Below are 26,375 nucleotides of genomic sequence, written 5' to 3'. Positions count from 1 at the left end.
CCGCTTGGGCTTGTTATTGATGGAAAGCGTCGCGTACAAAACCCCTTTCGGGGCGTTCCGTCGCCCTGTTCCTGAATCTCGGGCAGAGGAAACAGGGTGACAGGTGGGTGAAGCTGGACGAGACACTCAGGTCACATTCACCTTCCATGAATGAGCATCTGCAAAAACGACTGCCTGGCGCCGCTCGCGGGGCCATGGCAATGCCTTTACGGGTGCTCATCCGTTGCGCAGCTTAATGGGTGCGACAATGTGTCTGCTTGCGGTGCTGCGACATATTCGGTCATTGGCACGTAAACCAAGGCCTGCGCATCGGTAAACACTAGCATTCATGGGGCAGAACGCCGGTCTGAATGCCCGTTTTTACGGTACAGGCGTGCCCGAAATGACCATTGACCTGTGTCGCGTTCACGACACATCCTCTGACACTCTCACATGCAGAAATTCCCGAGGGCTGGCAGAATCGCGCCCAATTGCGACCGACAAGCCCGCCGAGGCAGGAATTCCCCCATGCAAATGACCACCGCCCTTTTGATCGTCAACCCGTGCGACGACGAAGAAGACAACATGGCCATGCTCTGCTGCCACAGCGATAAGGGCGAAATGTTCCTGATGAGCCGCTACCCGGACGAGGACGAACTGGAGATCACGCTGGATGGCGAGCCGTCGACCCTCGACGGGGTCAAGGCCACCCTGAGCAAGACCCAGTTGAAGATCGAAATCGCGGCCGCGGATGCCGATGCGTTGAATGGCGATGATGTGCTTGAAATCACCTTCAACCCGGACATGGTGGACTTGGCTGAAGTCGAGGAAACCCTGAAGAACATTCTTGAGGGTACTGGCACCTTTATCAGCCAGATTTGAGGGTGTCTGCACTGGCCCCTTCGCGAGCAAGCTCGCTCCCACAGTGACCGCGCTCTGCCAGGAGAATATGGTCCATTGTGGGAGCGGGCTTGCCCGCGAAAGGGCCCGAAAGAACACCGCACTTCCCCCGCCCTACAAAATTCCAACAAATCCCCCGATCATTTCCCGCACTTTGCGCAAAATGCCGTTAGTCGCCACCCCTGCGATGGATTAAAGTAACGCCCCCAGCCCCGGCGTTATCCGAACGCCTGTGGCCACCCTTTCCAGGAACAGTCATCGATGGAACATCGTGAAGCGCTGCTGGCGCTGCGAACCTTTCTTTCAACGCAGATTCTCGGCCAGGAAAAACTCATCGAGCGCTTGCTCATCGCCCTGCTCGCCGACGGCCACATGCTGGTCGAGGGCGCTCCGGGTCTGGCCAAGACCAAAGCGATCAAAGAGCTTGCCGAGGGCATCGAAGCCCAGTTCCATCGGATTCAGTTCACCCCCGACCTGCTGCCCGCCGACATCACCGGCACCGAAATCTACCGCCCGGAAACCGGCAGCTTTGTGTTCCAGCAAGGCCCGATCTTCCACAACCTGGTGCTGGCGGACGAAATCAACCGAGCCCCGGCCAAGGTGCAATCGGCGCTGCTCGAAGCCATGGCCGAACGCCAGGTCAGCGTCGGGCGCAGCACTTACGAGCTGTCGCCCCTGTTTCTGGTGATGGCCACGCAGAACCCGATCGAGCAGGAAGGCACCTATCCGCTGCCCGAAGCCCAACTCGACCGGTTCCTGATGCACGTGAAAATCGGTTTCCCGGACGCTGCCGTCGAACGCCGGATTCTGCAACAGGCCCGGGGCGAAGCCCTGAACGGTGAAACCAAGCCCGAGCGCCGGGTCAGCCAGCAGGCGATCTTCGCCGCGCGCAAGGAAATCCTCGGTCTGTACATGGCGGACGCCGTGGAGGAATACCTCGTGCAACTGGTCATGGCCACGCGCAACCCGGCCAAATTCGATCCGGAAATGGCCGAGTGGATCGCCTACGGCGCCAGCCCGCGCGGCTCCATCGCCCTCGACCGCTGCGCTCGCGCCCATGCCTGGCTGGCCGGACGCGACTTCGTCAGCCCGGAAGACATCCAGGCCGTGCTGTTCGACGTGTTGCGTCACCGCATCATTCTGTCGTTCGAGGCGGAAGCCGCCGGCATCGACCAGGATCGGGTGGTGCAACGGATTCTCGACGTCGTAGCCGTCGCTTGACCCCGATGAACGCCACCCTGCCTTCCGAACCGGGCATCCGCATCAGCCTCGCCGAGCTGATCGAGATGCGTCACCGCGTGCGCGAAGTGCAGCTGTTTTCCACGCCGAGCCAGCGCAGCCCGCTGATCGGCCTGCATCACTCGAAATTTCGTGGTCGCGGCGTGGACTTCGATCAGGTGCGGGTCTATCAGGCCGGTGACGACGTGCGCACCATCGACTGGCGCGTGACCGCACGGACTCAGGAGCCACACACCAAGCTGTTTCATGAAGAACGCGAACGGCCGATTTTCATCATGGTCGAGCAAAGCACGCGGCTGTTCTTTGGCTCCGGTCTGATGTTCAAGTCGGTGCTCGCGGCGCAGGCGGCGGCGCTGATCGGCTGGGCGGCGCTGGGTCACAACGATCGGGTTGGCGGGCTGGTGTTCGGCGACAACGAGCATTACGAAATCAAACCGCGCCGCAGCAAGCAGAGCCTGTTGCAGCTGCTCAACCGGCTGGTGAAGGTCAATCAATCGCTGCACAGCGAGCGGGAGCCGGATCGCGATGCGTTCGGCGTGGCGTTGCGCCGGGCCCGCGAAGTGCTGCGACCGGGCAGTCTGGTGATCGTGATCTGCGACGAGCGCGCACTGTCCGACAGCGCCGAGCAGCAATTGAGCCTCTTGTCGCGCCATTGCGACCTGCTGATGCTGCCGCTGTCCGATCCGCTGGATCACGCCCTGCCCGCTGCCGGGCTGCTGAGATTCGCCGAACGCGGCGCGCAGCTGGAACTCGACACCCTGAATTTCGACCTGCGCCAGACCTACCGCGCCCAGGCCGAAGCACGCATCGCCCGTTGGGAATTGCTCGCGCAGAAGCTGCGCGTGCTGTTGATGCCATTGAGCACCCAGAGCGAAATGGTCGAACAGATGCGCGAATTCCTTAACCCGCAACGTCCGGGGAAAGGTCGATGAACGGCCTCGAACAACTGCAACCGCTGATCTCCCCGCCACCGATTGCCTTCTGGCCGCCGGCGCCGGGCTGGTGGCTGCTGCTTTTGCTGGTGCCGGTGATCGGGTTTGCGGTCTGGCGTCTGCGGCGTTTCATTCCGATCAAGAAAAAACCGATCGTGCGCGCCGAGCTGCCGCTCGATCCGGTGCGCATCGCCGCACTCGCCGAACTGGCGCAGATGCCCAAACCCTACGACGGCGCCCCGGCCGGGGCCTGGCTGCAGCAACTCAACGGCCTGCTCAAGCGCCTGTGCCGCAACCACTATCCCTATAGCCAGAGCCACACCCTCAACGGCCGTAAATGGCTGGCGTTTCTCGACAACCGTTGCCCCGCCGCCGGCCTGACCCGCTGGATGGTGCTCGTCGAAGGCGCCTACAAACCCGAGTGCAAACTCGATGACAAAGCCATCGCCGGCCTGACCCAGGCGGTCGAGACCTGGATTCGCAAACATGTTTGAGTTCGCCTGGCCGTGGATATTTTTGCTGTTGCCGCTGCCGTGGCTGATGCGCCTTGTGCTGCCGGTGGCCGACAGCGGCGAGCCGGCGCTCAAAGTGAGTTTCCTGGGCGACCTGGAAGGCCTCGCTCGCCGTCGCGCCCGGGCCAATCTGCCAGCGTGGCGCCAGCAGGCACCGTTCATGTTGCTGTGGTTGTTTCTGCTGATCGCCGCCGCCCGTCCGCAATGGCTCGGCGAACCGCTGCCGATTGCCGCCAGCGGTCGTGATCTGCTGGTGGCAGTGGACGTGTCCGGCTCGATGGATTTCCCGGACATGCAATGGAACGACGAAGACGTCAGTCGCCTGTCGCTGGTTCAACATTTGCTCGGTGATTTTCTGGAAAGCCGCGACGGCGACCGGGTCGGTCTGATCCTGTTCGGCAGCCAGGCCTACCTGCAAGCGCCGCTGACATTTGACCGGCGCACCGTTCGGGTCTGGCTTGATGAAGCGCGGATCGGCATTGCCGGCAAGAACACCGCGATTGGCGACGCCATCGGCCTGGCCCTCAAGCGCCTGCGCATGCGTCCGGCCCAGAGCCGGGTGCTGATTCTGGTCACCGACGGCGCGAACAATGGCGGCGAAATCGACCCGCTGACCGCCGCCAAACTGGCCGCCAGCGAAGGCGTGAAAATCTACCCGATCGGCATCGGCGCCGACCCTGAAGAAAGCGGCGCCACGGCACTGCTCGGCACCAATCCGACCCTTGATCTCGACGAACCGGCGCTCAAGGCCATCGCCGACGTTACTGGCGGCCGCTATTTCCGCGCCCGCGATGGCAAGGAACTGCAAGCGATCAAAGACACTCTCGACCAGCTCGAGCCCGTGACCCAACAGCCGACCCAGGCCCGTCCCACACAGGCGTTGTATCAGTGGCCACTGGCGTTCGCGCTGCTGTTGAGCATTCTGCTGGTTGCCCGCGTACTGTGGCCCGACAACCTGCTGCAGCGTTTTTTCACCAAGGAGTTGTATCTGCAAAGCCCCTTGCCTGACTGGCGCGACCGCCTCAAACGCCTGCGTTTGCGGAGGCGCCGATGATCGCCCTGTGGCCGCACTGGTTCCGTCCCTGGTGGCTGTTGCTGCTGCCGGTGCTCGGCTGGCTGATCTGGCAGCTCTGGCACCGGCAGAAACGCGCCGGTCGCTGGCAAATGATTCTGCCACCGGCCTTCCACGCCACGCTGCTCAGTGGCGGCAGCGGTCGCGACAGCAAGTTGCCGTGGGTCGCCCTGAGCGTGGCCTGGCTGCTGACGATTCTGGCGTTGCTCGGGCCAAGCTGGGAACGGGTCGAACAGACCAGCCAGAAACCCGCCGACCCGTTGGTGGTGGTGCTGGAACTGACCCCGGAAATGCTCGCCACCGACTCGCCGCCAACGCGACTGGAACAGGCCCGGCGCAAGCTGTTCGACCTGTTGCAGGTGCGCAGCGATGCGCAGACTGCCATCGTCGTTTACGCCGGCAGCGCCCATACGCTGGTGCCGCTGTCGGATGACCTGGCGACCAGTCGCAATCTGCTCGACGCGCTCAAGCCTTCGCTGATGCCGGAAAGCGGCCACCGCGCCGATCTGGCGGTGGGCAAGGCATTGGCGCTGCTCAAGCAGGGTGCGTTGGGTCAGGGGCGGATTCTGCTGATTGGTTCTTCGCTTTCCGAAGAAGAACGCCAGGGCATTCGTCATGCGCTGAGCGGCCAATCGGCGCAATTGTTGATGCTCGGTGTCGGCACCGCCGAGGGCGCGCCGATTGCTCAGGAGGACGGCAGTTTCCTCAAGGACGCTCAGGGCGCGATCCGCGTGCCGCAACTCGACAGCCCTGGCCTTGGCGCGTTCCTCAACGCGGTCGGCGGCGAGTACCGCAGCGCACGCCTGGATGAATCGGATCTGGGCGACCTCGGCCTGCTCGACGGCCCGCGCAGCCTGCGCAGCGATGGCCAGACCGTGCGTCTCGACACCTGGGCCGATCAGGGTTACTGGTTGCTGTTGCCGCTGTTGTTGCTCGCCGCGTGCGCCGGACGACGTGGCTGGCTGTTCTGTCTGCCGTTGCTGCTGGCATTGCCGCAACCGAGCTACGCCTTCGACTTCGAAGACCTGTGGCTGCGCCCCGATCAGCAAGGCCTGCATCTGCTCAAACAGAAGCGTCCGGCAGAAGCGGCGAAGCATTTCGAGGATCCGCAATGGCAAGGGGTGGCGTTGTACGAAGCCGGCGACTACAGTGGCGCCGCTCAGCGTTTCGCCGAGGGCAATGACGCCCACGCCCACTACAATCGTGGCAACGCACTGGCCAAAAGCGGCGAGCTAGAAGCGGCGCTGGACGCCTATGAACAGGCTCTGGAACGTCAGCCGGATCTGCGTCCGGCGCTGACCAACAAGGCGCTGGTGGAAAACCTGCTGAAACAGAAAAACGCCCCGCCGCCGGCCGAACCGCAAGACAAACCGGCGCAGCCAAACCTACCGGGCGACGAACCACCACCGACTGCTCCGGCGCCAGCGGTCAAGAGCGAAACCCACAGCGAGCCGCAAACCGGCGAGTCCGCCAACGAGCCTCCGCCGACTACCCCGCCGCTACCGGGCGCCAACGAGTTGCCGGACAGCGAACCGGGCGAGGAACAGAACACACCGCCGCTGCTGCGCCCCAGTGAGGACAACCTCGAAGGCGAACAACAGCAGGCGCTGGAACAATGGCTGGGCAAGATCCCGGATGATCCGGGCGAACTGCTGCGACGCAAATTCTGGTACGAACAGCAACAACATCAGGATCAGGAAAACATTCGATGACCCGTTTCACCGCTCTCTTGCTGCCCCTGCTGATCTGCACGGCCACCGCCCAGGCGGCCGAGCTGACGGCCAGTGTGGATCGCAGTCGCCTGAACTCCGGCGAGACGGTGGAACTCACCCTCGAATCCAACGATGTCACGCAGTTCGGCAAACCGGACCTGAGCCCGCTGGAGCCGCTGTTCGAAGTGCGCGGCACGCGTCAGGTCAACCAATTGAACACGCTCAACGGTGACAACCGCGCCACCACGCGCTGGATCATCACGTTGCTGCCCAAGGAGAACGGCAGCGTTGAAATCCCGCCGCTGAAACTGGGCGACGTCGAGAGCCAGCCGATCACCGTGCAGGTGATCGAGAGTGACAACCGCGAAGAGAACAATGTCCGCGAACCGGTGTTCATCGAGGCCAGTCTCGACCAGACCAGCGTCTACGTGCAGGCTCAGGCCATCCTGACGTTGCGCATCTACCATTCGGTGTCGCTGTACGACGACAGCAGCCTGACACCGTTGCAGATCGCCGACGCGCGCATCGAGCAACTGGGCGACATGCGCACCTACGAAAAAGACATCAACGGTGTGCGCCACGGCGTGATCGAGATGCGCTATGCGATCTATCCGCAGCACAGCGGTTTGCTGAGCATCGCCCCGCAAACGTTCAGCGCCACACTGGTCGATAACCAGCCCTCGCAGGACGCCACGACGCAGGGGCCGAAGCCGGGCAAACTGATGCACATCAGCTCCGCCGCGACTTCGCTGACGGTCAAACCCAAACCGATGACCTACCCCAGCGATGCGCCGTGGCTGCCGGCCCGCAGCCTGAGCCTGAGCGAAAGCTGGAACCCGGAGCCGGAGCACACCCAGGTCGGCGACTCCCTGACCCGCAGCCTGACCCTCAAGGTCGAAGGCCTGGCCAGCTCGCAACTGCCCGCCCTGCCCGCCACCGAAGCCAACGGCCTGCGCCGCTACCCGGATCAACCGGTGCTGAACAACCAGAGCAGCGACCGCGGGCTGATCGGCACCCGCGAAGAACGCGAAGCGCTGGTGCCGAGCCGCAGCGGCTCGATCGAGTTGCCAACGGTGGACGTGGTCTGGTGGAACACCTTCGAAGATCACCTGGAACACACCAGCCTGCCGGCGCGCACCCTGCAGGTGGCGAACAACCCGAGCCTGCAAGTCGACACCCCGGCGGGCAACACACTACCGCTCAGCGCCGCCGACAGCGAAGCCTTGTGGTGGTGGAAACTCAGCACGTTCGTTTTCGCCTGCACCACCCTGCTCGGCTTCGGCCTCTGGTGGCGTGCCCGCTGGCAACCGGCAATCCTGCGCGCCGCACAAACCGGCCCGAGCCCCCGCACCCTGCTCGACGACATCAAACGCGCCAGCCAGGCCAACGACCCCCACGCCACCCGCCAGGCCCTCGACGCCTGGGCCCGTCAGCAGCCGGAAACACTGGCGGACATGGCGGCGCGGTTTGTGCCGCTGTCGGATGCGCTCGATGGTTTGAACGGCGCGTTGTACAGCGAGACCGGGCAGCATTGGCAGGGTGAGGATTTGTGGCGGGCGATTAGGACGATTCCGACGGCGGAACGGATGCAGGATCCGGTTGGGGATATTGGGTTGCCGCCGCTTTATCCGAAGTAGTTCAAGTAATCGTCAGCGTCTGATTACTCACGACAACTGACGATCACCTCTCATGGGTTTGGCCATCAATAGTTGAACTTCGTCCGCACTTGCTCGCCTTAATCCCAAAAGGGGACAATCCCAAAAGGGGACAGATCTATTTAATCAAATAAATCTGTCCCCTTTTTTTCTTTCAATTTTTCACACCTTATAACCTGCCTCTCTCATCTTCCTTAAAAGCGTCTCATCAAGTTGCTGATCAGAAGTACCTCTCATCGACTTGACACTTTTCCAATGCCAAATCACAGAAATAACCTTATCATCCAAACGATCATACTCCTCCAAAAAAGCTTCTGCCAAAACATACTTATCCAGATCATGAACAGTTTCCAGCATCATATTAAACACTGTGCTCGGCAACTCTCCATCCAATATTTTTGCAAATAGACGCCTATTTTCCGAAAGTGACATAAGTGGTGTATCCGTCATCTTCAATTTTCTCGACCTTCGTGAAGCCGTACTTTTGGGATATTTTTCCGGTCCACGTGTTCAAAGCAGCATTTTCTGGTGACATCCCATTGGCGATATTCTGACGATATTGAGCAGTATTCACACTGCCAGCATCCTTCTCCCAAGAGCCACGGATTTTATTGACCTGGACACCTTCACTGCCGATTCGCCGCATCGCGCTAGCGAACATATCCGTACCCGAAGCCTCGAAATAAGGATGGTCCTTCGCCGCGCGAATTTCAAACGCCAGAACTCCTTCGTCATTCACTCGGACAATCAATCCCGCTATTCCATCAGGATTGCCGTATTTCCACGTAGTAATCCCATTGACGGTAGGCAATCTATCAAACGCATTGGTAACATCGATTTTCGGGATGGGTGGCTCAATTTTTTCCACCCCAATGACGCTTTTCGCAAACCCCGAGCTTACCCGACCTATTACGGCAGCCAGCCCTAAAAAGGAGAGCTCGCCAGCCATGAACTGGCCCCACGCTTTGACGAACTCGGTGGCAGGCTGCACACCCTCAAAACCTTGCCCTTCACCGAGTGCTCGTTGTACTTGGGCAATGTCCTCTGCTGATGCCCCTATGCTTTGCATGTACTCCGTCAAGGTCGTTGATGCGTTGGCATACTCCGTCAACCCCGGAGGCATGTGAAAATCATGATTGTAGGTCGTAGCATTCCCGGCAATGCCTGCACCCAGTTGCAGGTCACCACCTACCGCTGCTGCCCCTATCATCCCGGTAAGTTGAGAAAGCATTTGATGCATATCTTTGTTAGTGCCGACGAAGTCAGCCAGAACGTTCATCGCCGCTTCGTTCAGGCCGGCAGCCGCCGCTCCGGTGGCAAAATCTCCGCCCATGGCCTGTGACAGTAAGCCTCCCATCAGCGCATGCGCGACAGTCTTTTCTAGACTGCCCTCTGGAAACTTGATGGTGTCACCAACCCAATTGAACCCGGTTGCCATGGCGACGCTACCCGCCTGCCCCACCAGTGCCGCGCCAAAGTTGTCACCAAAGCTGCCGCCGCCAATGGCGGTCGAAATCCCACTGGTGATGATCGCCCGGCCAGTCGTCCGGATAGCGACGTCGGTAAAGTTGCTGCTCGTCAGGACGTTTGCAGTTTTGCTGGTTCCACCCGCAAACCAGTTTGAGTCCGCATAGTTCAGCACGCCTGCGGTAAACCCGGCGATGGCCGCGCTCTTGAGGCTGTCGGCGCTGAAGGTGTCCTTTAAAGCAGCTCCCAGGTTGCCCTTGTTGCTGATGGTGCTGGTCACAGCAGTGGTGGCCAAAGAGGTGGCAATTGCGCCGCCGAAGCCACCACTGGTCAATGCCAATCCTCCAGGCCCCATGACAAACGACATCATGATCGCGATGGCTATTTGTGCTGCCGGGCCCACACCAGAGTTGTCATATTTGAACGACTCGTGGATTTCCTTGACGCGTCGCCAATCGACGTCTCCACGAGACTCGGCATCTTTCAGCCAGGCCAACTGCGGATCTGCCTTGACCATCGCGTCGATGGTCTGGCTGACGGACTCCTGGTTGACGTCCTTGATATCGATCTTCAGCCCATCAACGGCTTTGATCACCACGTTGCCCTTGGCAATCATCTGGGTCTGACGCAGGGTCTCGTCGGTATTGCCTCGACCTTTGGAAGATACCCACGCTGCGCTGTTGTTGGTCTTGGTATGGCTTTCGTCATGAAAGTCCTTGACCCCTTCAAACGTGATCGCACCACCACTGTCCAGCGTGATGTTGTTTCCGCTTTCCAGTTTGGCAACCTGATAAAGCTGATCGCCCTTGCTGGACAGCGTCAAATCACCGCCCGCCTTGATTTCGGAGCCGACGTGCTTGATGTCGGTCACCTCATCCCGCTTCATCTTCAGGCTGCCGAAACTGCCCTTTTTCTTCTTGTCATAAAGCGAATAATCAGAATCCTGCGCAGCGAGAATGTCGAGGTTGTCACCCGCCACCAGATACGCCTCATCGCCCGCCGTCACACGGCTGGAAACCACACTGAGGTCTTTGCCCGCATCCAGCCTGACGTCGCCGCCAGCCGAAATGCCAGACATTACCTGGCTGACATGATCCTCCTGGACCGTGAGCTTCTTGCTCTTCGACAGTGAGTGTGTTTCGTCCGCCGCCGAAGTGATCAGCAAGTCTCCGGTGGCCTTGATCGATGCATCGCGCTTGGCATCGATCTGGCTCGCAACAACGGCGATATCACGTTTGGCATCGGCCTTGAAGTCGCGCCCCGCGTCGATCTCGGCACCCAGTTGGGTGACGTCGCTGCTGTTGTGGCGGTCGTCCTGGAAAACGCTGTTGTTGACCTGAACGGATGTGACGTTGATGTCGCGCCCGGCATTTAGGACCGTGTCCTGGCCGCTTTTCATCACGCCGCCGGCGATGTTGATGTCTTTGGCCGCTTTGACGGTCAGGTCATTGGCCGCTTCGATCCTTGCCGCGTTGTCGGCGTACTCATGGAGCTGGGTGCCATACCGGGTGCTGTTGTCAGAGGAAGTGATGGTGCGTTCATTGATCACGTCCCCGGTGCGAGTGGTCAGGTTCACATCGCGCCCGGTGATGATGCCGCCGGACTTGTTGACGATATTGTTGGTCGCCAGCAGATCCAGACGGTTACCCGCCTCGATCAGGCCACTGTTGACGATGTCCTTGCTGGCTGTTGCCGACAGGTTGTTCGTCGCCTTCAACGTCCCGACGTTGTCCAGGTTGCCGCCGGCAATCAGCGTCACATCGTTACCGGCAATCAGCGCGCCGGTCGGGCCGAGGCGGCCGTTGGCCTGGGCCAGGTACAGCACCGGCACCAGCACTTTTTCGCCGTTCACTTCGTGCTCTTCGAGCCAGACGATGTCGTGGGTCAGCGCCGCCACTTGTTCGGCCGTGAGGCCCACGCCCACCGACAGGTGGAGCGAGTCCTTGCTGGCGATGGCGTTGTCCATCAGGTAACGGAACATGTCCTCGTTGTTGCTGCGGCCGTCAATGAAGGCCTGGCCGGTGCGGGCAGTCACAGCTTGCTGGACCAGACGCTGTTCGAACAGACCGTCACCGAGGCGTTTGGCGCTCTGATCGGGGTCGTAACCCAGTTTGCCGAGCAGGTAGTCCGAGCTCATGAAAGACTTGAGGTTGGTAAGCGCCGGGTTGGTTTCGATCAGGTATTTGTGGCCGTTGGCCGGGGCCTTGGTGTCCGGCAGGCCAGTCACTCGGGTGACCGGACGGGTGTCGATCGACTCCCGGGCGTCATTGCCGCGGTTGGGCCGGCCTGGACCGGCGGGCGTTACCGGTACGTTCACGTCGAGCGCACTTGCGACTGCCTTGACCAGGGTCGGGTCGCGTCTGAAGGTATCGACGGCACGGGTGCTGTCAGAGACCGGCGCAGGGGTGTCGACCAGCAAGCTGCGCGGGCCACCGCTGCTGCCCGCGACCAGATGCTGCTCGGCGGCCAGCTTCTCGCCGGCCACGGTCCAGCTCGGCGACGGACCTGTTGCGACGACCGGGGCAAGATCACTGGCGCCTTGAGTACTCAGACGGAACAGGCCCTTGTCGCCAGTTGGCAGAGAGAAGCCGGGCAAGGTCAACGGGTTCACTTGCTGTTGCGCCAGCTCCGGAGGCAGTTGGCTGTTGATCCTGATAACCGCTATGCCGTTGTTGCCTACCCGGGTGTCTGCGACTTTGTTGGTACCGCCACTGGAGCCGTAATCCTGGTGGATGACGCTGTTCTCTACATCCTTGGTAGCGGTGATCGATACGTTGCCGCCGGCCTGAATGACAGCATTGCGACTTGTGCCCGTGCTGGCAGCACCCGTGCTGTCTACTGCGACTTCAGTAACGGACTCAGGTTTGTACTGAGTCAACTGAGTGGGCAGTTCGACCAGATTATTCTTGTCATAAAGAGATGGCGTTGTGGATTCAAAGCCATAGTTCAAACCAGGCAGCGCGATGTTATAGCCACGTAACGCACTGACCGTTGCGCCTGTCTCACTGTCCTTGAGACCCACTACGTTGTACCACTCGCCGTCCCGGTTCCCTTCTCTGACACGACCGGATGTCGGAATGGCTTTACGGATAGCACCTGCCGGATCGATGTAATACACATACGGGAAATCAGGATTGTTGCGCTGGTTGTAAGGCATTACGACGCTTTCGAAAAACCGAGGCGTATCGCCCCCTCCCATAGTCAGGACGTAAGTGCTTGTACGTTCGATGGTGCCGCTTTTGGCACCAATGTTCTTGAGGCTGTCAGCCGTGATACTGATATTGCCGCCGGCAGCCACAGTGCTCTTGCTGTTAAGAAAAGTCCCACCCTGGAAAACGAAGTCCTTGCCTACGTTCAATACGGCAGAGGCGCTGGTATCAGTGTCAGTACTTTGATAAAGCTCATGAGCCGACAGCGTGAAAACGAATGTCCCGCCGCGGCAGTCGTTGCAGATATTGGCAATGTAGCCAGAGACCAGTTTGCGGTCACCCGACATCACTGGGCCTTCGGTGCGGTTTTCGAAGACATCGGCATTCATCGTGAATGCGCCGCCGCTCTCCATGGAACCGGAGATGTTGTAGACGCCTGCAGCCCTCGCCGCACCGCCGTAACCACCGACAACCACGTTACCCAGACCGTAGAAATCACCGTGCTGGTTGGTCAGATTGCCGACATTCAGCGTCATGTCGTTGCCGCTGAAAATCAGCCCGCGATCATTGAGTAAACTGCCGGTACTGATGTTCAGGTTCTGCGCCGCACCCAATGTGCCGTAGTTGGCGACACTGGCGGCGTTGACCGTCAGATCTTCACTGGAAGTGATGCGTCCCGAGTTGATGAGTGCCCCGCCGGTACTGATCGTCGACGATGCGCCGCTGGCAATGCTGCCGACGCCGCCGATGTTCAGTTGCGCGGCGGAAAGGTACATACCCCGCTGACTCGACATCCGCCCGTTGCCGCCATAGGCCCCGGTCAGTTGCATGTCGATGTTGCCATCGCTGGCGATCAGACCATCGTTGCTCCAGTTGCCGCCGCGTATCTGCAACAGGTCGGAGGCCAGCAGTTTGCCGCTGGCGCTCTGGCTGAATTGCCGGACATTCACGTTCAGGCGTCCGGCCTGGATCACGCTGGAGTTGTTCCAGGTGTCGGCCGTCAGATCAAGCAGCCCGCCCGTGGTGATGCTGCCACCCGCACCGAGCACATTGGCCGTGGAAATATCGAATCTGCCGCGTCCGACATGGTTGAGCTGGCCACCCTCGTTGAGGAAGCTACCGACAGCCAGCGTCATATCGGTGTTGGCGGTTTCCAGCACGCCATTGCGGTTGTCGAGCAGACCGCCAATCTGGAATTCGGTCTTGCCGTCAGTCCCCAGCGAGCGCAGGCGACCATTCTGGTTATTGACGCTGGCGGCTTTGACGGTCAATTGGCTGTTGCTTTCAATGACACCCGCGCCGTTGCTCAATGCACCGCTCAGACCGAAGTCGATGCGTTGACCGGCGATCTGCCCGGCACCGTTGTCCAGGCTCGAGCCCGTTACGCCGACCAGTCCCTTGGCATAGATCACGCCATTGCGGTTATCGAATGCGGCGGTAGTAATGTTCGCGTCAGTGCCTTGCGCAGAGAGACGCCCGCCGTTGTTGTCGAGGCCGGCCAGTGCCGACAGCTTCAGACTCTGCGCCTGGATCACGCCACCCTGGCGGTTGTTGTTCAGGTCGAAACCGTTGCGCAGTACGCCGACAGTTCGCGCTTCAAGTGCCCCCTTGATGCTGGACAGAATCCCGCCACGGTTGTCGATGTTGGCCGCGCTGACAACCACATTGCCCTCTTGGGCGATGACTTTGCCGCTCTGGTTATCGAGGTCGCCCGCGATATCGAGGGTCAGGCCAGTCTGGCTCTGGATCGAGCCTTTGCCATTGGCGAGGCTTGCGGCCTTGAGCTGCAAGTCGGCGTTCTGACTGTAGATCAGACCGTCACCATCGTTGCGCACTGCTGCGCTGGCGGTGATCTGCAATTGATCCTTTGCAGCAATGGTGCCGGCGCCGCCGTTGTCGAGCGAGCCGGTCAGCAGTTGCAGTGTGCCCTGGCTGGCGAGCTGACCGTTGCGGTTGCTTAAGTCCGTGACGCCTTTGATCACCACCGAGCCTGTGCCGGCCAGTTTGCCGGCGTTGTTGTTCAACTGCCCCGCCAGGTTCAGGGTGATCGCACCGTTGGCAGCGAATTTGCCGGCGCTGTTGTCCAGGCTCGAAGTGCTGGCGTTGATCGCCCCGAGTGCGTTGATGGAGCCACCGGCGTTGGTCAGCGCAGTGCTGGTGATGTCCAGTGCTGCACCGCTGTCGATCAAGCCGCCCTGATGGTTGTCGAGTGCGCCGTTGAGCGTGAGGGTCTGCCCCGCCACACTGCTGAGAATGCCTTTGTTGCTGTTGTCCAGACTGCCGGCCTTCACGCTCAGGCCGCCTTGCGCGACCAGTGCGCCGGCGCCGCTGTTGAGCAGCGCGTCCTTTAGCTCGACGGCCACATCACCGTTGCGACTGGACAGGGTGCCGTTGTCGCGGTTGTCCAGACTGTCACCGTTAACGCTCAGTGCCTGCCAACCCGACATCAGGCCATTCCGGTTGGTCAGCGTGGTGCCGCTGATCCTCAGTTTTTCGCCGCTGATCAACTTGCCGGCACTGTTGTTCAAGACCCGCCCGATGACATCAAAACCCAGGTTGCTGGAGATTTCGCCATCCTGGTTGTTCAGGTCGCGCAGGCCTTTGAGGGTCAGCGGTCCCTTGGCGGTCAGCAAGCCGTTGCGGTTGTCGAGATCGCCATTGGTCAGATCCACGGTTACGGCTTTGTCGCCCAGCAGACGCCCGCCGTTCTGGGTCAGCGAGGTCAGGGTCAGATCGATATCACCGCTGGCGGAGACTTCGCCACCGTTGCTGGAGTCGAGGGTTTTCGCCGTCAGCGACAGGTTGCCCTGACTGCTGATCAGCCCCTTGTCGCGGTTGTTCAGCGCCATGGCATCGAGCGTCAGGGCGCCGCCCTGCAACACACCGCCCTGGTTGTTCAGGTCGGCACTGCGAACGCGCAGCGCCTGCGCCGCACTCGTCAGGCCATCGCTGTCATTGCGCAACAGGCCGTCTACGGTGAGGTCGAGGTCACCCCGACTGATCAGGCTACCGCCACTGTTGTTCAGGCTGGCACTGTGCGCGTCGATGGTGGCGGCGCCGATCAGGCCTTTGACGTTGTCCAGTGCCTGGGCTATGCGCAGGGTAAGACCCTGAGTGCTCAGAACTTTGCCGTTGCTGTTGTCGAGGTTCTGCGCGGTGAGGGTGAAGGCTTCACCGCTGGAAATTTGCCCGCCCTGGTTGTTCACGCCATTGAGTTGCTTGAGCAGCAGACTGCCCGGGCTTTTGATCAGGCCGTTCTGGTTGTTCAACTGTCCGTTGTTCATGTCCAGGATCAGACTGGAATTGCTGAACAGCCTGCCGCCCTGCTGATCGAGCCCGGTGACCGATGCCTTCAACGCACCTTCACTGGCGATCTGGCCGCCATCACGATTGATAACCTGGCCGGCAACAAGATTGAGCGTATCGGCACTGCTGAGTCGACCGGTGCTGTTATCAAATGCCCCCGTGGTAACGGTGACGGCCTTGCTGGCACTCAGGGTGCCGCTCTGGCGGTTGTCGAGGCTGTTGCTGGCGAGGTTCAGCGCCCCATCGGTAACGATCGCACCGCTCTGGTTATCAACCTTGCCGCTGCTGTCGAGCGCCAGGTCCGAGGCACTGGACAGGCTGCCCCTGACGTTGGTCAGTTGCGAGGTTTTGACGGTCAACAGGTTTTCGCTGCTGACTTTGCCCTGGCTGTTGTCGAATGCACCGGTCAACGTCAGGCCCATGGCCTGTTGGCTCACCAGCTCCCCGCCACTGTTGTCCAGCGAACCACCCTGTACACCGAAGGTTGTGCCGGCACTGATCAGACCCTTGTTGCGGTTGATCAACTGTTCGACGGTCAACGTCAACGCCTGGCCGGTAAAGATTTTGCCCGCGTCGCTGTTATCGAGTTTTTTGCCGGTGACCTGCAGATCGCTGTTGGTGCTGATTTCACCGCCACGGTTATCCAGGTCAGCGACATTCAAGGTCAGGGACTTCGTCGAGCCCACCAGTCCGCTCTGGCGGTTGTCGAGCGCTTCGGCATCGATTTTGAGCACGCCTGTAGCGATCAACTGGCCGTGCTGGTTGTCGAGTTTTTTCGCCTGCACCGTCGCATCGGACTTGCCGACGATGTTGCCGGCACGGTTATCCAGAGTCTGATCCGTGGTGAGCGTCAGTTGGCCGTCGCTGCTGATCAAGCCCTCGCGGTTGTCCAGGCTGTCGCTGTGGCTATCCAGCGATGCCGCGGAAATGACACCTTTGGTGTTGTTCAGCGCTTGTGCGATACGCACGACCAGACCTTGCTGGCTCAGCAATTTGCCGTTGCTGTTATCGAGGTCATGGGCAGCGAACGTGAAGGCTTGCTGGCTGGAGATCTCACCACCCTCGTTGTTCACGCCATTGAGTTGCTTGAGCAGCAGTTCGCCGGGGGCGTTGATCAAACCGTTCTGGTTGTTCAACTGACCATTGTTCAGGTCGAGACTCAGACTGGTTTTGCTGAACAGCTCACCACCCTGCTGATCGAGCCCTCGCACCGACGCATTCATCGCCAGTTGACTGGCGATTCGACCTTTCTGGTTGTTGACCTGCGCCGCAGTGAAGTCCAGCGAACCGCCGCTGATAATCCGGCCACCCTGGCTGTTGTCGACGTCACCGGTGACGATCCGGCTGGTGTCCTTGCCGGAGATCAGGCCCTTCTGACTGTTATCGAGGCTGGCACTGTCGAGTGTCAGGGTGCTGTCGGTGCTGATGGCGCCGTTGCTGTTGATGAGCGCGCCGCCACTGGTCAGCGCCAGGGCGCCGGCGCTGCTCAGGCTGCCGGTGCTGTTATCGATCCGCCCGGCATTGATGGTCAGTTTGCCTTCGCTGCTGATCAGGCCTTGCGTGTTGATCAGTGCATCATCGAGTGTAATCAGCAGCCCTTTGAGGCTGTCGAAGGTGCCTCCGCTGTTATCGAGCGATCGGCCACTCAGGGAAGTTGCACCCTTTGCAGCGATCAGGCCTTTGTTCTGGTTGATCAGCCTGGCGACCACGAGCCCCAGATCTGTATCGGTCAGAATCTTGCCGCCATCGCTGTTGTCCAGTCGCTGGCCCTTGATGTTCAACAGCAGGCTGCTGGAGATTTCGCCCGCCCGGTTGTCGACGTCGTCCACCGTAACGGTCAACGCTTTCTTGCTGCCGACAAGCCCGCCATTGCGGTTGTCGAGTGTGCTGCCGGTCAGGCTCAGATTGCCCTGCGCGACCAATGCCCCACCCTGCTGTTGCAGGAGACCGATCGTGGCGATCAAATCGCCTTGGCTGGAAATCCGTCCTGCGGCGTTCTGCACTTCGCCGGCCTTGATTCTGACCCCACCCACCGCGCTGACCAGACCCTTGGTGTTGTCCAGCCGCGTACCTTCATAGGCAATGCCGGCCTTGCCGATGATCAGCCCGTTGTCGCGGTTGTCCAGACGGTCGACCGTCAGCGTCGATGCCCCATCGGCCTGGATCAGCCCGCCACGGTTGTCCGCCGTATCGCTGCGCAACTGCAGCGTACCCTTGCCGGTAACCTTGCCATCACGGTTGTCGAGATGCCCTGCCCGCACATCGATAGCGCCCTTGGCGGTGATTTCACCCTTGTTGCGGTTGTCGAGCAGACCGCCGACACGCACCACAAGCCGCCCGTCACTGACCACCACCCCGGCATCGCGGTTATCGAGACTGCCGGCCTTGAGGTCGAGTGCCAGCGCAGAACCGAGCACACCGTCGCGATTGTCCAATGCGGCGCTCAGATCGATGTTCAGCCCAAGATCGCCCAGAACCTGACCGCCGACGTTATTCAACGCCGTACCGTTGAGTCGCGTGACCCCGGCGCTGGAAAGCTCGCCACTGCTGTTGTTCAACTGACCGATGGTGGCTGTCACGCCACCCTTGCCGTTGATCAAGCCGCGTGTATTGAGCGCCTGATTGGCGGTGACGTTCAGTGCACCACTGCTCAGGACCTGACCGTCATTCTGGTTGTCCAGTGTCCCGGCAACCACATTGAGGTTCTGAGCCGCACTCAGAGTGCCACCCAGGTTGCTCAAGACCTGCGTGGCATTCACCGCAAGATTGCGACTGGCCACGATGCTCTTGCCGTTGTTCACGACAGTTTGCGCACTCAGGCTCACATCACCATTGGCATTGCGACTGCCATCGGCATTTACGCCGGCCTCGATGGCGCCGCCGTTAGTCAGTTGCCCACCGGCGCTGAGGTTGATGCTGTCCCGGGCCGCCAGGGTTTGCTGGTTGTTCAGATTGCCTTGGGTTTGCACGTTCAGTGCCGTACCCGCATAGACCGGACCACGCGTATCGAGGCTGGCCGCCTTGACGTTAACCGCGCCTGCGGCCGCCGACACGTCAACCATGCTCAATTGACCGTTGGCATCGAGCTGGATGTCGCCGCCGCTAGCAATCAGTTTGCCGTCGAGTTTCACCCCGACCCCGGCCTCGGTGCCGACCAGTTTGATCGCCCCGGCGTACATGCCGCCCAGCGCCGAGGAGTCGATGGCCAGTTGCGGTTTGGCGCTGCCGTCGTCGGCGCGGGCCGTAGCGTTCAGGGTTTCAGCGTTGACGTCGTTACGCCCGGCAACGATGGTCAGGTTTTTCGCCTGGATCTCGGCGTTGATCTTCGCCGAGCGAGTGATGATTTCGAAGCGGTCGACATTGGTTGCGTTAAGCCCGGCGCCTTCGATGGCGACGCTGCCCTGATCGACCTGGAAACGGTCGAGGCGACCGCTGCCATCCAGCACCGGTTTGCCGGTGGTGAGGGTGACGCGGGGCGTGTTGATGAAACCGCAACCGTTGCAACTGATGCCGTAAGGGTTGGCGACGATCACCCGCGCCGACTGCCCCGCCACTTCGGTGTAACCGCGCAACTGGCTCGGGCTGCCACCGATGACTTCGTTGAGGATCGCCTGTGCCGAACCACTGTTTTTCAGGTGCGGGTTGTCAATGATGTAGCCGCCCAGCTGGGTGGACGAAGCCTGGTTGGAGCCGTTGTTGAGGATGACGCCCTGCGCCCCGACGTTGTAGTCATGGAACTGGTTGTGCGACAGACCGCTGCCGTTGGGCGTGGCGATGTTGATGATCTGCACGCCGTTGCCGGCGCGATCAAGGGTGGTGCCGGGGTTGGCCACCACAATGCCGTCGGCCTGGGCCCACATCGGTTGCCAGAACATGACGTTGGCCAGCAGAAAAGCGATCCCGCGCTTGGGCATGCCCAGAAAGGTATCGCGGCGTTTTACGGCCGCAGATGGCAGGCGAGCGAGGAAGGCGTACTGGCGAACGTCCATGTTGAAGTCTCTATGCAACAAACATAAATGAGCAGGCAGACCGCAGGCGCAGCACTTCCCGACGGGCATTCACACGACGCCGGTCGACCGAGAAGTGGGTAAGAGGAAAATTGCCGGGGCAACCTGGATATAGCGGGATCGGTCACGGAGCAGGCCGCAACACATCTGCCAGCTCCCTCATAGCAGCACACCGATGTCACAATAGTGGCGCGATATTAGATGGCCACTATTTTGGCGTCAATAAATGTATGAACGGGTGCAGCGTTGCCGACGAACGGTAGCAATACAGTCATACCTTTCTGACGATGGTTTCTAAATTCCCCTTCCGGCCCGCCTCTCGCAATAATCTGTAAACTCTCCCCTCTTTCGCCGCCCTCTCATCCCGGCGGCCATCACCTCTTTATATTGCGGAGTCAGCCTTGCGTCTGTTTCACACCTCCGACTGGCACCTTGGGCAGAACCTGCACGGCCAGGAGCGCGATTTCGAGCACGCCTGTTTTCTCGAGTGGCTGCTGCGCCAATTGAAGCTGGCGCAGCCGGACGTGCTGCTGATTGCCGGCGACATCTTCGACACGGTCAACCCGCCGGTCAAAGCCCAGGAACGCCTCTACGATTTCATCGTCAGCGCCCACGAACAGCAGCCGTCGCTGACCATCGTGATGATCGCTGGCAACCACGATTCCGGTTCGCGGATCGAACTGCCCGCGCCGTTGATGCGGCGTTTGCGCACCCATGCACTGGGCCGCGTGTTGTGGCTGGATGACGGGCAACTGGATGCGGAACGTCTGCTGTTGCCGCTGCCGAATGCGTCCGGCGAGATCGCCGCGTGGTGCCTGGCGTTGCCGTTCCTGCGGCCTGCCGAAGTGACCGGCGCGCATCTGGGCGATAACTATTTGCGCGGCATCGGCCACGTGCATGAATGGCTGATCGAAGCGGCGAACGCCAAGCGCCAGCCGGGCCAGGCGCTGGTCGCCATCAGCCACGCGCACATGGCCGGCGGCTCCGTGTCGGAAGACTCCGAGCGCAGCCTGATTATCGGCAACGCCGAAGCCCTGCCTGCCAGTCTGTTCGGCCCGAGCATCAGCTACGTCGCCCTCGGCCATTTGCACAAGCCGCAGAAGGTCAATGGTGAAGAACGGATTCGCTACAGCGGCTCGCCGATCCCGTTGTCATTTTCGGAAATCAGCTATCAGCACCAGGTGCTCGACGTCGTTCTGGACGGCGAAACCCTGGTCAGCGTCGAGCCAATGCTGATCCCCCGCTCCGTCAATCTGCAACGCCTCGGCCCTGCGCCGTTGGCGGAAATCCTGCTGCAACTGGCGGACCTGCCGAACATCGACCTGCTGGCCGAAACCCAGCGTCAGCCTTGGCTGGAAGTGCGGGTGCGCCTCGACGAGCCACAACCAGACTTGCGCCATCAAGTCGAAAGCGCCCTGCAAGGCAAGGCTGTGCGACTGGTGCGGATCGCCGCCGAATACGCCGGTAACCGTGGCGCTGACGGCGCCGAGGACGGCAGCGCGCTGATCGAACTGGACCAGCTCACACCACAGGAATTGTTCAGTCGCGCCTGGCTCGACAACTACGGCAGCGAGGTCGACGAGCAAACCCTCAAGGACTTCGCCGAGCTGCTGCAAGACGTACAGATGGAGGGCGAGCAGCCATGAAGATTCTCGCCATTCGCTTGAAGAACCTCGCCTCGCTGGCCGGCCCGTTCGAGATCGACTTCACCGCCGAACCGCTAGCCAGCGCCGGTCTGTTCGCAATCACCGGCCCGACCGGCGCCGGCAAAAGCACCCTGCTCGATGCACTGTGCCTGGCACTGTTCGGCGCCGTGCCGCGTCTGAACAACACCGGGCGTGACGCCAAGGTGCCGGACGCCGACGGCGAAATCCTCACTGGCGACCCGCGCACCCTGCTGCGTCGCGGCACCGGTGAAGGCTTTGCCGAAGTGGATTTTGTCGGCGTCGATGGCCGTCGCTATCGCGCGCGCTGGGAAGCCAATCGCGCCCGGGAAAAGGCCGGCGGCAAGTTGCAGGCCAGCCGTCAGAGCCTGCGCGACATCGATCAGGATCAACTGCTCGCCAGCCAGAAAGGTGAGTACAAGACTCAGCTCGAAGCCGCGCTGGGCCTGAACTTCGAACAGTTCACCCGCGCCGTGCTGCTGGCCCAGAGCGAGTTCAGTGCTTTCCTCAAGGCCGACGACAACGACCGCAGCGAACTGCTGGAAAAGCTCACCGACACTGCGCTCTACACCCGCCTCGGCCGGCGCGCGTTCGACAAGACCAAAGAGGCCCGCGAAGCCCACAAGCAATTGCAGGATCAGGCCACCGGCGTGACCCCGCTGGCCCCGGAGGCACGCGCGGAACTCGACGAACGCTTCAACGCCGCCCAACAACAACTCAAGTTGCAGCAGGCGCAGCTCAAGCAGATCGAGCAACAGCACGACTGGCTCAAGGAGCTGCTGCGACTGCAAGACTCGCAACAAGCCGCCGCCGAACAACTGCGCAGCGCCGAGCACGAGCGAGAGTCGCTGGCCGGTGAGCGTCTGAAGCTCACCCGCCTGGAACAACTTGCCCCGCAACGGCACCAGTTCGCCCGCAAAACCGAACTGGATGCACTGCTGACGCCACTGGCGGAACAGATCAGCGCGCACACCCGGCAACATGGCGAGCTGACCGAGCGCCAGGCGCGACTGGAACAGGAGCTCGCCGCCGCGGAGATCGCCCTGACCCAGGCGCAAACGCAGCAAAGCGAAAGCGCACCGCTGTTGCGTCAGGCGTTCGATGAGCAAAGCACCCTCGCCCGCCTCGCCAGGGATGTAGCGTCGGGCAGCGAAGCGAAGCAAGCCGCAGAACAGGCCTGCACTCAGGGCCAAAGCGCGATCCAGACCCTGCTCGATCAGCAAAAACAGGTCGCCGATCGCTTGCAGCGCATTGCCGCCGATCTTGAGCAAAGCGCTCACTTGGCACCGTTGAGCGAAGCGTGGAATGCCTATCGCGACCGCTTGCAGCAACTGATGCTGATCGGCAACCGGTTGAACAAAGGCCAAAGCGAACTGGCGTCTCTCGAGGAAAACGCCACCCGCGCCGCCGAAGCGCTCACCACGCAGAAGCAGCAGCTGGAAGTGCTGTTCAAGGAGGCTGGCGCCGAGCCGGACGCAGTCGCCGAGCAGATCGGCATTCTCGGTACTCTGCTGCAGGACAACCGCAAACAACTGCGCGCCATCGAAGACCTGACGCGGCTGTGGGCCAGCCAGCAGGATCTGGACAAGCGCAGTGCCGAGCTGCAACAGCGTCAGCTCGATGCGCAACAGGAGCGCGAGCGCCTGACCCAGGACGGGGTGAAAACCAAGTCCGAGCTGACTGTCGCCGAACAGACCCTTAACGTCACCCGTGAACTGCTTGAGCGTCAGCGTCTGGCCCGCAGTGCCAGTGTCGAAGAGCTGCGTGCGCAATTGCAGGACGACCAGCCGTGCCCGGTCTGCGGCAGCAACGAACATCCGTATCACCAGCCGGAAGCCCTGTTGCAAAGCCTCGGCCGTCACGATGAAAGCGAGCAGGCCAGCGCGCAGCAAGCCGTCGATCAACTGAAGGAAAAACTCACCGAGCTGCGCGCCGATGTCGGTGGAGTGATTGCCCGGCAAAAGGAACTGCTGCAACAGCAGGAGCAACTGGCCGCTCAGCAACAATCGCTGACGCCGAGCATCGAAGCGCATCCGCTCGCGGCATCGTTGCTGAATCAGGACAGTGACAAGCGCACGGCGTGGCTGACCCGCCAGAACGAACAACTGAATCAAAGCATCACCCAGGACGAACAGCGCCAGTCCGCCCTGCTCACGCTGCAACAGGACGCGGCGCGGCTGACCCAGCAATTGCGGCAGGCCGAGACGGCACACCAGCAAGCGGCGCAACAACTGAGCAATCAGCAACGCGAACTGAGCGCTGACCGCCAGCGGCTGGACGAAGAGCTGGCAGCCTTCGCCACGCTGTTGCCGAGCGACACCCTTGATGCCTTGCGCGCTGAACCGGCCGCGACCTTCATGCAACTTGACCGGCAGATCGCCGAACGTCTGGCGCAAGTCGAACAGCAAAAAGAAGAACTGGCCGAACAGCAACAACGCCAGCAAACGCTCGAGAAGGAACAGGATCGCCAACAGGGCCGTGTCGAGCATTTGCAAAACGCTGAGCAGCAGCTCAACGCGCTGACCGAACAGCAACTCGCCAGCCAGCAGAAGCTGGCGCAATTACTTGGCGATCACACCTGCGCCGAGCATTGGCAGCAGCAACTGGAACAGGCGGTGGAACTGGCGCGCAACGCCGAATCCACCACGACTCAGGCGCTCCAGGAAACGCGTACGCAAAGGGTGCAAATCTCCGCCGAACTCAAAGCGCAGCAAGAGCGTCTGCAAGCGCTGGAAACCGAAGACCGCGATCTGGCCGGCAAAATTGCCGACTGGCGCGCCCGTCATCCGGAGCTGGATGACGGCGGCCTTGAAGACCTGCTGCGGATTGATGACGCCCAGGTCGACGAACTGCGCCAGCGCTTGCAGCGCAACGAAAAAGCCGTTGAACAGGCCACCGTGTTGTTGCAGGAACGTGATCAGCGCCTGCTCGATCATCAGGCCCAACACAATGGCAACCTCGATGCGGAACAACTCGCCAGTGCCCTCGCCGACCTGCAAAACCAGTGCGCGGCCAGCGAACAGCAATGTGCCGAACTGCGCGCCGAGCAGGCCGAAGACCAGCGCCGCCAGAACGCCAATCAGGCTCTGGCGCAGCAGATCGCCGACGCCTACGCCGAGTATCAGCGCTGGGCGCGGCTCAATGCGCTGATCGGCTCGGCCACCGGCGACACGTTCCGCAAGATCGCCCAGGCCTACAACCTCGATCTGCTGGTGCATCACGCCAACGTGCAGCTGCGGCAACTGGTCAAGCGCTATCGCCTCAAGCGCGGCGGCAGCATGCTCGGCCTGCTGGTGATGGACACCGAAATGGGCGACGAACTGCGCTCGGTGCATTCGTTGTCCGGCGGCGAAACCTTCCTGGTTTCGCTGGCGCTTGCACTGGGCCTGGCCTCGATGGCGTCGAGCACGTTGAAGATCGAATCGCTGTTCATCGACGAAGGCTTCGGCAGCCTCGATCCGGAATCCCTGCAACTGGCCATGGACGCTCTCGACGGCTTGCAGGCTCAGGGGCGCAAGGTGGCGGTGATTTCCCACGTGCAGGAAATGCACGAACGGATTCCGGTGCAGATTCAGGTACAGCGCCAGGGCAACGGTCTGAGCACACTGGAGGTGAAATGAACACGCTGTATTCCTTCCGCCGCTGCCCGTACGCGATGCGGGCGCGGATGGCCCTGCGTTATTCGGGTGTGCCGGTGGAGATCGTCGAAATCAGCCTCAAGGCCAAACCGGCGGAGATGCTGGCGATCTCGCCCAAAGGCACGGTGCCGGTGCTGAATGCGGGCGGTCAGGTGATCGATGAAAGCCTGGAGATCATGCGCTGGGCGCTGGCGCAGCATGATCCGGATGACTGGTTGCTGAATGGCGATTCAACGATTGCCGAGTTGATCGAAGCCAACGACCAAGTGTTCAAGGTTCACTTGAATCGCTACAAGTACGCCGAGCGTTATCCGGAACAACCGATGGAGGTTTATCGCGCGGAAGGTGCGTTGTTCTTGCAGCGGCTCGATGAGCTTCTCGAGGATCGCGATTATTTGCTGGCCGGGCATCCGAGCCTGGCCGATATCGCGTTGCTGCCGTTCGTTCGCCAGTTCGCTCACGTTGATCGTGACTGGTTTGCGCAGACGCCTTACGTGCGGTTGCAGGCCTGGTTGCAGCGGTTTCTGGAATCGGAGCTGTTCACCGACATCATGAAAAAGTAAGCGCCTTACGCCAGCACTTCACACATGCCGATCGCCGAGCAATCCACTTCGAACGGGCCGAGAAAACCGCTGGAAGTTTTCACCGGCGGATTGCCGGCCAGCAGCCCCAGCGCATTGGCCCGTTCGATGTTGTGCGCGATGTTGTGGTTGGCCTCTATGGCCCGGGCCAGCCCTCCGACCGAGCCCTGGCCGAATCCCAGAAGCGAGGCGCCGTTGGTCATGAACGCCAGTCCGGCAATGACCCAGAGTCTGTAGCCTTTCATGCTCCGCCGACTCCCGCGAGTTCAGTCGAATCCACCGCCGCGTTTTGCGAGCGGAGTTCGAACTGGATGCCGGGATGTGCAACGTCGATCGGTGCTTCGAAGCTGTGTTGCGACTGCGACGCCAGACTGACAAACAGCACCATGACCAGGTACAGACCGATGGCCACGTAGGCGCCGCGCTTGGCGGAAGTGATGATTGAACTGGCCATGATGTGTACTCCGTGGACAATGTTTTGAGGTCCACAGAATCGATCAAAAAAGCCGGGGTAACCACTCAGCGTTTGCCATAGTAACCATCAGCTTCGTTGATTATTTAG

The 26,375-nt window shown here is 61.0% G+C and carries 14 protein-coding genes; 10 read left to right on the top strand and 4 right to left on the bottom strand.

Going from position 1 to position 26,375, the window contains the following annotated elements; all coding sequences use genetic code 11:
* Window positions 1-507 precede the first annotated feature (507 nt).
* The 7 genes from CAF79_RS14530 (at window position 508) to CAF79_RS14500 (ending at window position 7,983) form a co-directional block, all read left to right on the top strand.
* Complete coding sequence (locus CAF79_RS14530; RefSeq protein ID WP_085698331.1) at window positions 508-861, top strand: hypothetical protein; 354 nt, start codon at window positions 508-510, stop codon at window positions 859-861.
* A 279-nt stretch (window positions 862-1,140) separates the two neighbouring features.
* The gene (locus CAF79_RS14525) at window positions 1,141-2,100 is read left to right on the top strand and encodes a MoxR family ATPase (RefSeq protein ID WP_007913915.1); all 960 of its coding nucleotides are present in this window, start codon (window positions 1,141-1,143) and stop codon (window positions 2,098-2,100) included.
* Between the two features lie 5 nt (window positions 2,101-2,105).
* Window positions 2,106-3,050, top strand: a complete 945-nt coding sequence (locus CAF79_RS14520; RefSeq protein WP_085698330.1) for a DUF58 domain-containing protein — start codon at window positions 2,106-2,108, stop codon at window positions 3,048-3,050.
* Entirely contained in the window at window positions 3,047-3,544 is a 498-nt protein-coding gene (locus CAF79_RS14515; protein ID WP_085698329.1) for a DUF4381 domain-containing protein, read from the top strand. Before CAF79_RS14520 ends, CAF79_RS14515 begins: the two co-directional genes overlap by 4 nt.
* Entirely contained in the window at window positions 3,537-4,616 is a 1,080-nt protein-coding gene (locus CAF79_RS14510) for a VWA domain-containing protein (RefSeq protein WP_085698328.1), read from the top strand. The genes CAF79_RS14515 and CAF79_RS14510 overlap by 8 nt, the downstream gene beginning before the upstream one ends.
* Window positions 4,613-6,346, top strand: a complete 1,734-nt coding sequence (locus CAF79_RS14505) for a tetratricopeptide repeat protein (protein WP_085698327.1) — start codon at window positions 4,613-4,615, stop codon at window positions 6,344-6,346. Before CAF79_RS14510 ends, CAF79_RS14505 begins: the two co-directional genes overlap by 4 nt.
* A complete protein-coding gene (locus tag CAF79_RS14500) occupies window positions 6,343-7,983 on the top strand; it encodes a BatD family protein (protein ID WP_085698326.1) in 1,641 nt (546 codons plus the stop codon). Before CAF79_RS14505 ends, CAF79_RS14500 begins: the two co-directional genes overlap by 4 nt.
* Before the next feature lie 180 nt (window positions 7,984-8,163).
* Here CAF79_RS14500 and CAF79_RS14495 read toward each other — a convergent pair whose 3' ends face one another.
* Window positions 8,164-8,433, bottom strand: coding sequence for a hypothetical protein (locus CAF79_RS14495; protein WP_085698325.1), 270 nt, complete (start codon window positions 8,431-8,433; stop codon window positions 8,164-8,166).
* Window positions 8,414-19,912, bottom strand: coding sequence for a filamentous hemagglutinin N-terminal domain-containing protein (locus CAF79_RS14490; protein WP_085698324.1), 11,499 nt, complete (start codon window positions 19,910-19,912; stop codon window positions 8,414-8,416). The genes CAF79_RS14495 and CAF79_RS14490 overlap by 20 nt, the downstream gene beginning before the upstream one ends.
* A gap of 419 nt (window positions 19,913-20,331) precedes the next feature.
* Here CAF79_RS14490 and CAF79_RS14485 point away from each other — a divergent pair, with 419 nt between their 5' ends.
* The 3 genes from CAF79_RS14485 to CAF79_RS14475 are packed head-to-tail and all read left to right on the top strand — an operon-like array spanning window position 20,332 to window position 25,795.
* A complete protein-coding gene (locus tag CAF79_RS14485; RefSeq protein ID WP_085698323.1) occupies window positions 20,332-21,576 on the top strand; it encodes an exonuclease SbcCD subunit D C-terminal domain-containing protein in 1,245 nt (414 codons plus the stop codon).
* Window positions 21,573-25,214 (top strand): AAA family ATPase, encoded by a 3,642-nt coding sequence (locus CAF79_RS14480; RefSeq protein WP_085698322.1) that lies wholly within the window; start codon window positions 21,573-21,575, stop codon window positions 25,212-25,214. The genes CAF79_RS14485 and CAF79_RS14480 overlap by 4 nt, the downstream gene beginning before the upstream one ends.
* Window positions 25,211-25,795, top strand: coding sequence for a glutathione S-transferase (locus CAF79_RS14475; RefSeq protein ID WP_085698321.1), 585 nt, complete (start codon window positions 25,211-25,213; stop codon window positions 25,793-25,795). The genes CAF79_RS14480 and CAF79_RS14475 overlap by 4 nt, the downstream gene beginning before the upstream one ends.
* 5 nt (window positions 25,796-25,800) lie before the next feature.
* On the opposite strand, the gene CAF79_RS14470 is transcribed toward CAF79_RS14475, so the two are convergent.
* Both CAF79_RS14470 and CAF79_RS14465 read right to left on the bottom strand, forming a co-directional pair.
* Window positions 25,801-26,058, bottom strand: a complete 258-nt coding sequence (locus tag CAF79_RS14470; protein ID WP_085698320.1) for a hypothetical protein — start codon at window positions 26,056-26,058, stop codon at window positions 25,801-25,803.
* Window positions 26,055-26,267, bottom strand: a complete 213-nt coding sequence (locus tag CAF79_RS14465; protein WP_085690322.1) for a hypothetical protein — start codon at window positions 26,265-26,267, stop codon at window positions 26,055-26,057. Before CAF79_RS14465 ends, CAF79_RS14470 begins: the two co-directional genes overlap by 4 nt.
* Window positions 26,268-26,375 lie beyond the last annotated feature (108 nt).

Origin of the sequence: Pseudomonas sp. B26(2017) (assembly GCF_002113045.1) — a bacterium.
Taxonomy (GTDB): Bacteria; Pseudomonadota; Gammaproteobacteria; order Pseudomonadales; family Pseudomonadaceae; genus Aquipseudomonas.
The sequence above is the reverse complement of the archived record's forward strand: the minus strand, read 5'-3'. Positions and strand labels throughout refer to the sequence as shown.

Bases quoted from the DNA above. Each gene is read 5' to 3' on its own strand.
- CAF79_RS14495 (WP_085698325.1), bottom strand. From the start codon at position 8,433: ATGTCACTTTCGGAAAATAGGCGTCTATTTGCAAAAATATTGGATGGA.
- CAF79_RS14525 (WP_007913915.1), top strand. From the start codon at position 1,141: ATGGAACATCGTGAAGCGCTGCTGGCGCTGCGAACCTTTCTTTCAACG.
- CAF79_RS14530 (WP_085698331.1), top strand. From the start codon at position 508: ATGCAAATGACCACCGCCCTTTTGATCGTCAACCCGTGCGACGACGAA.
- CAF79_RS14515 (WP_085698329.1), top strand. From the start codon at position 3,047: ATGAACGGCCTCGAACAACTGCAACCGCTGATCTCCCCGCCACCGATT.
- CAF79_RS14500 (WP_085698326.1), top strand. From the start codon at position 6,343: ATGACCCGTTTCACCGCTCTCTTGCTGCCCCTGCTGATCTGCACGGCC.
- CAF79_RS14520 (WP_085698330.1), top strand. From the start codon at position 2,106: ATGAACGCCACCCTGCCTTCCGAACCGGGCATCCGCATCAGCCTCGCC.
- CAF79_RS14505 (WP_085698327.1), top strand. From the start codon at position 4,613: ATGATCGCCCTGTGGCCGCACTGGTTCCGTCCCTGGTGGCTGTTGCTG.
- CAF79_RS14465 (WP_085690322.1), bottom strand. From the start codon at position 26,267: ATGGCCAGTTCAATCATCACTTCCGCCAAGCGCGGCGCCTACGTGGCC.
- CAF79_RS14490 (WP_085698324.1), bottom strand. From the start codon at position 19,912: ATGGACGTTCGCCAGTACGCCTTCCTCGCTCGCCTGCCATCTGCGGCC.
- CAF79_RS14470 (WP_085698320.1), bottom strand. From the start codon at position 26,058: ATGAAAGGCTACAGACTCTGGGTCATTGCCGGACTGGCGTTCATGACC.
- CAF79_RS14475 (WP_085698321.1), top strand. From the start codon at position 25,211: ATGAACACGCTGTATTCCTTCCGCCGCTGCCCGTACGCGATGCGGGCG.
- CAF79_RS14510 (WP_085698328.1), top strand. From the start codon at position 3,537: ATGTTTGAGTTCGCCTGGCCGTGGATATTTTTGCTGTTGCCGCTGCCG.
- CAF79_RS14480 (WP_085698322.1), top strand. From the start codon at position 21,573: ATGAAGATTCTCGCCATTCGCTTGAAGAACCTCGCCTCGCTGGCCGGC.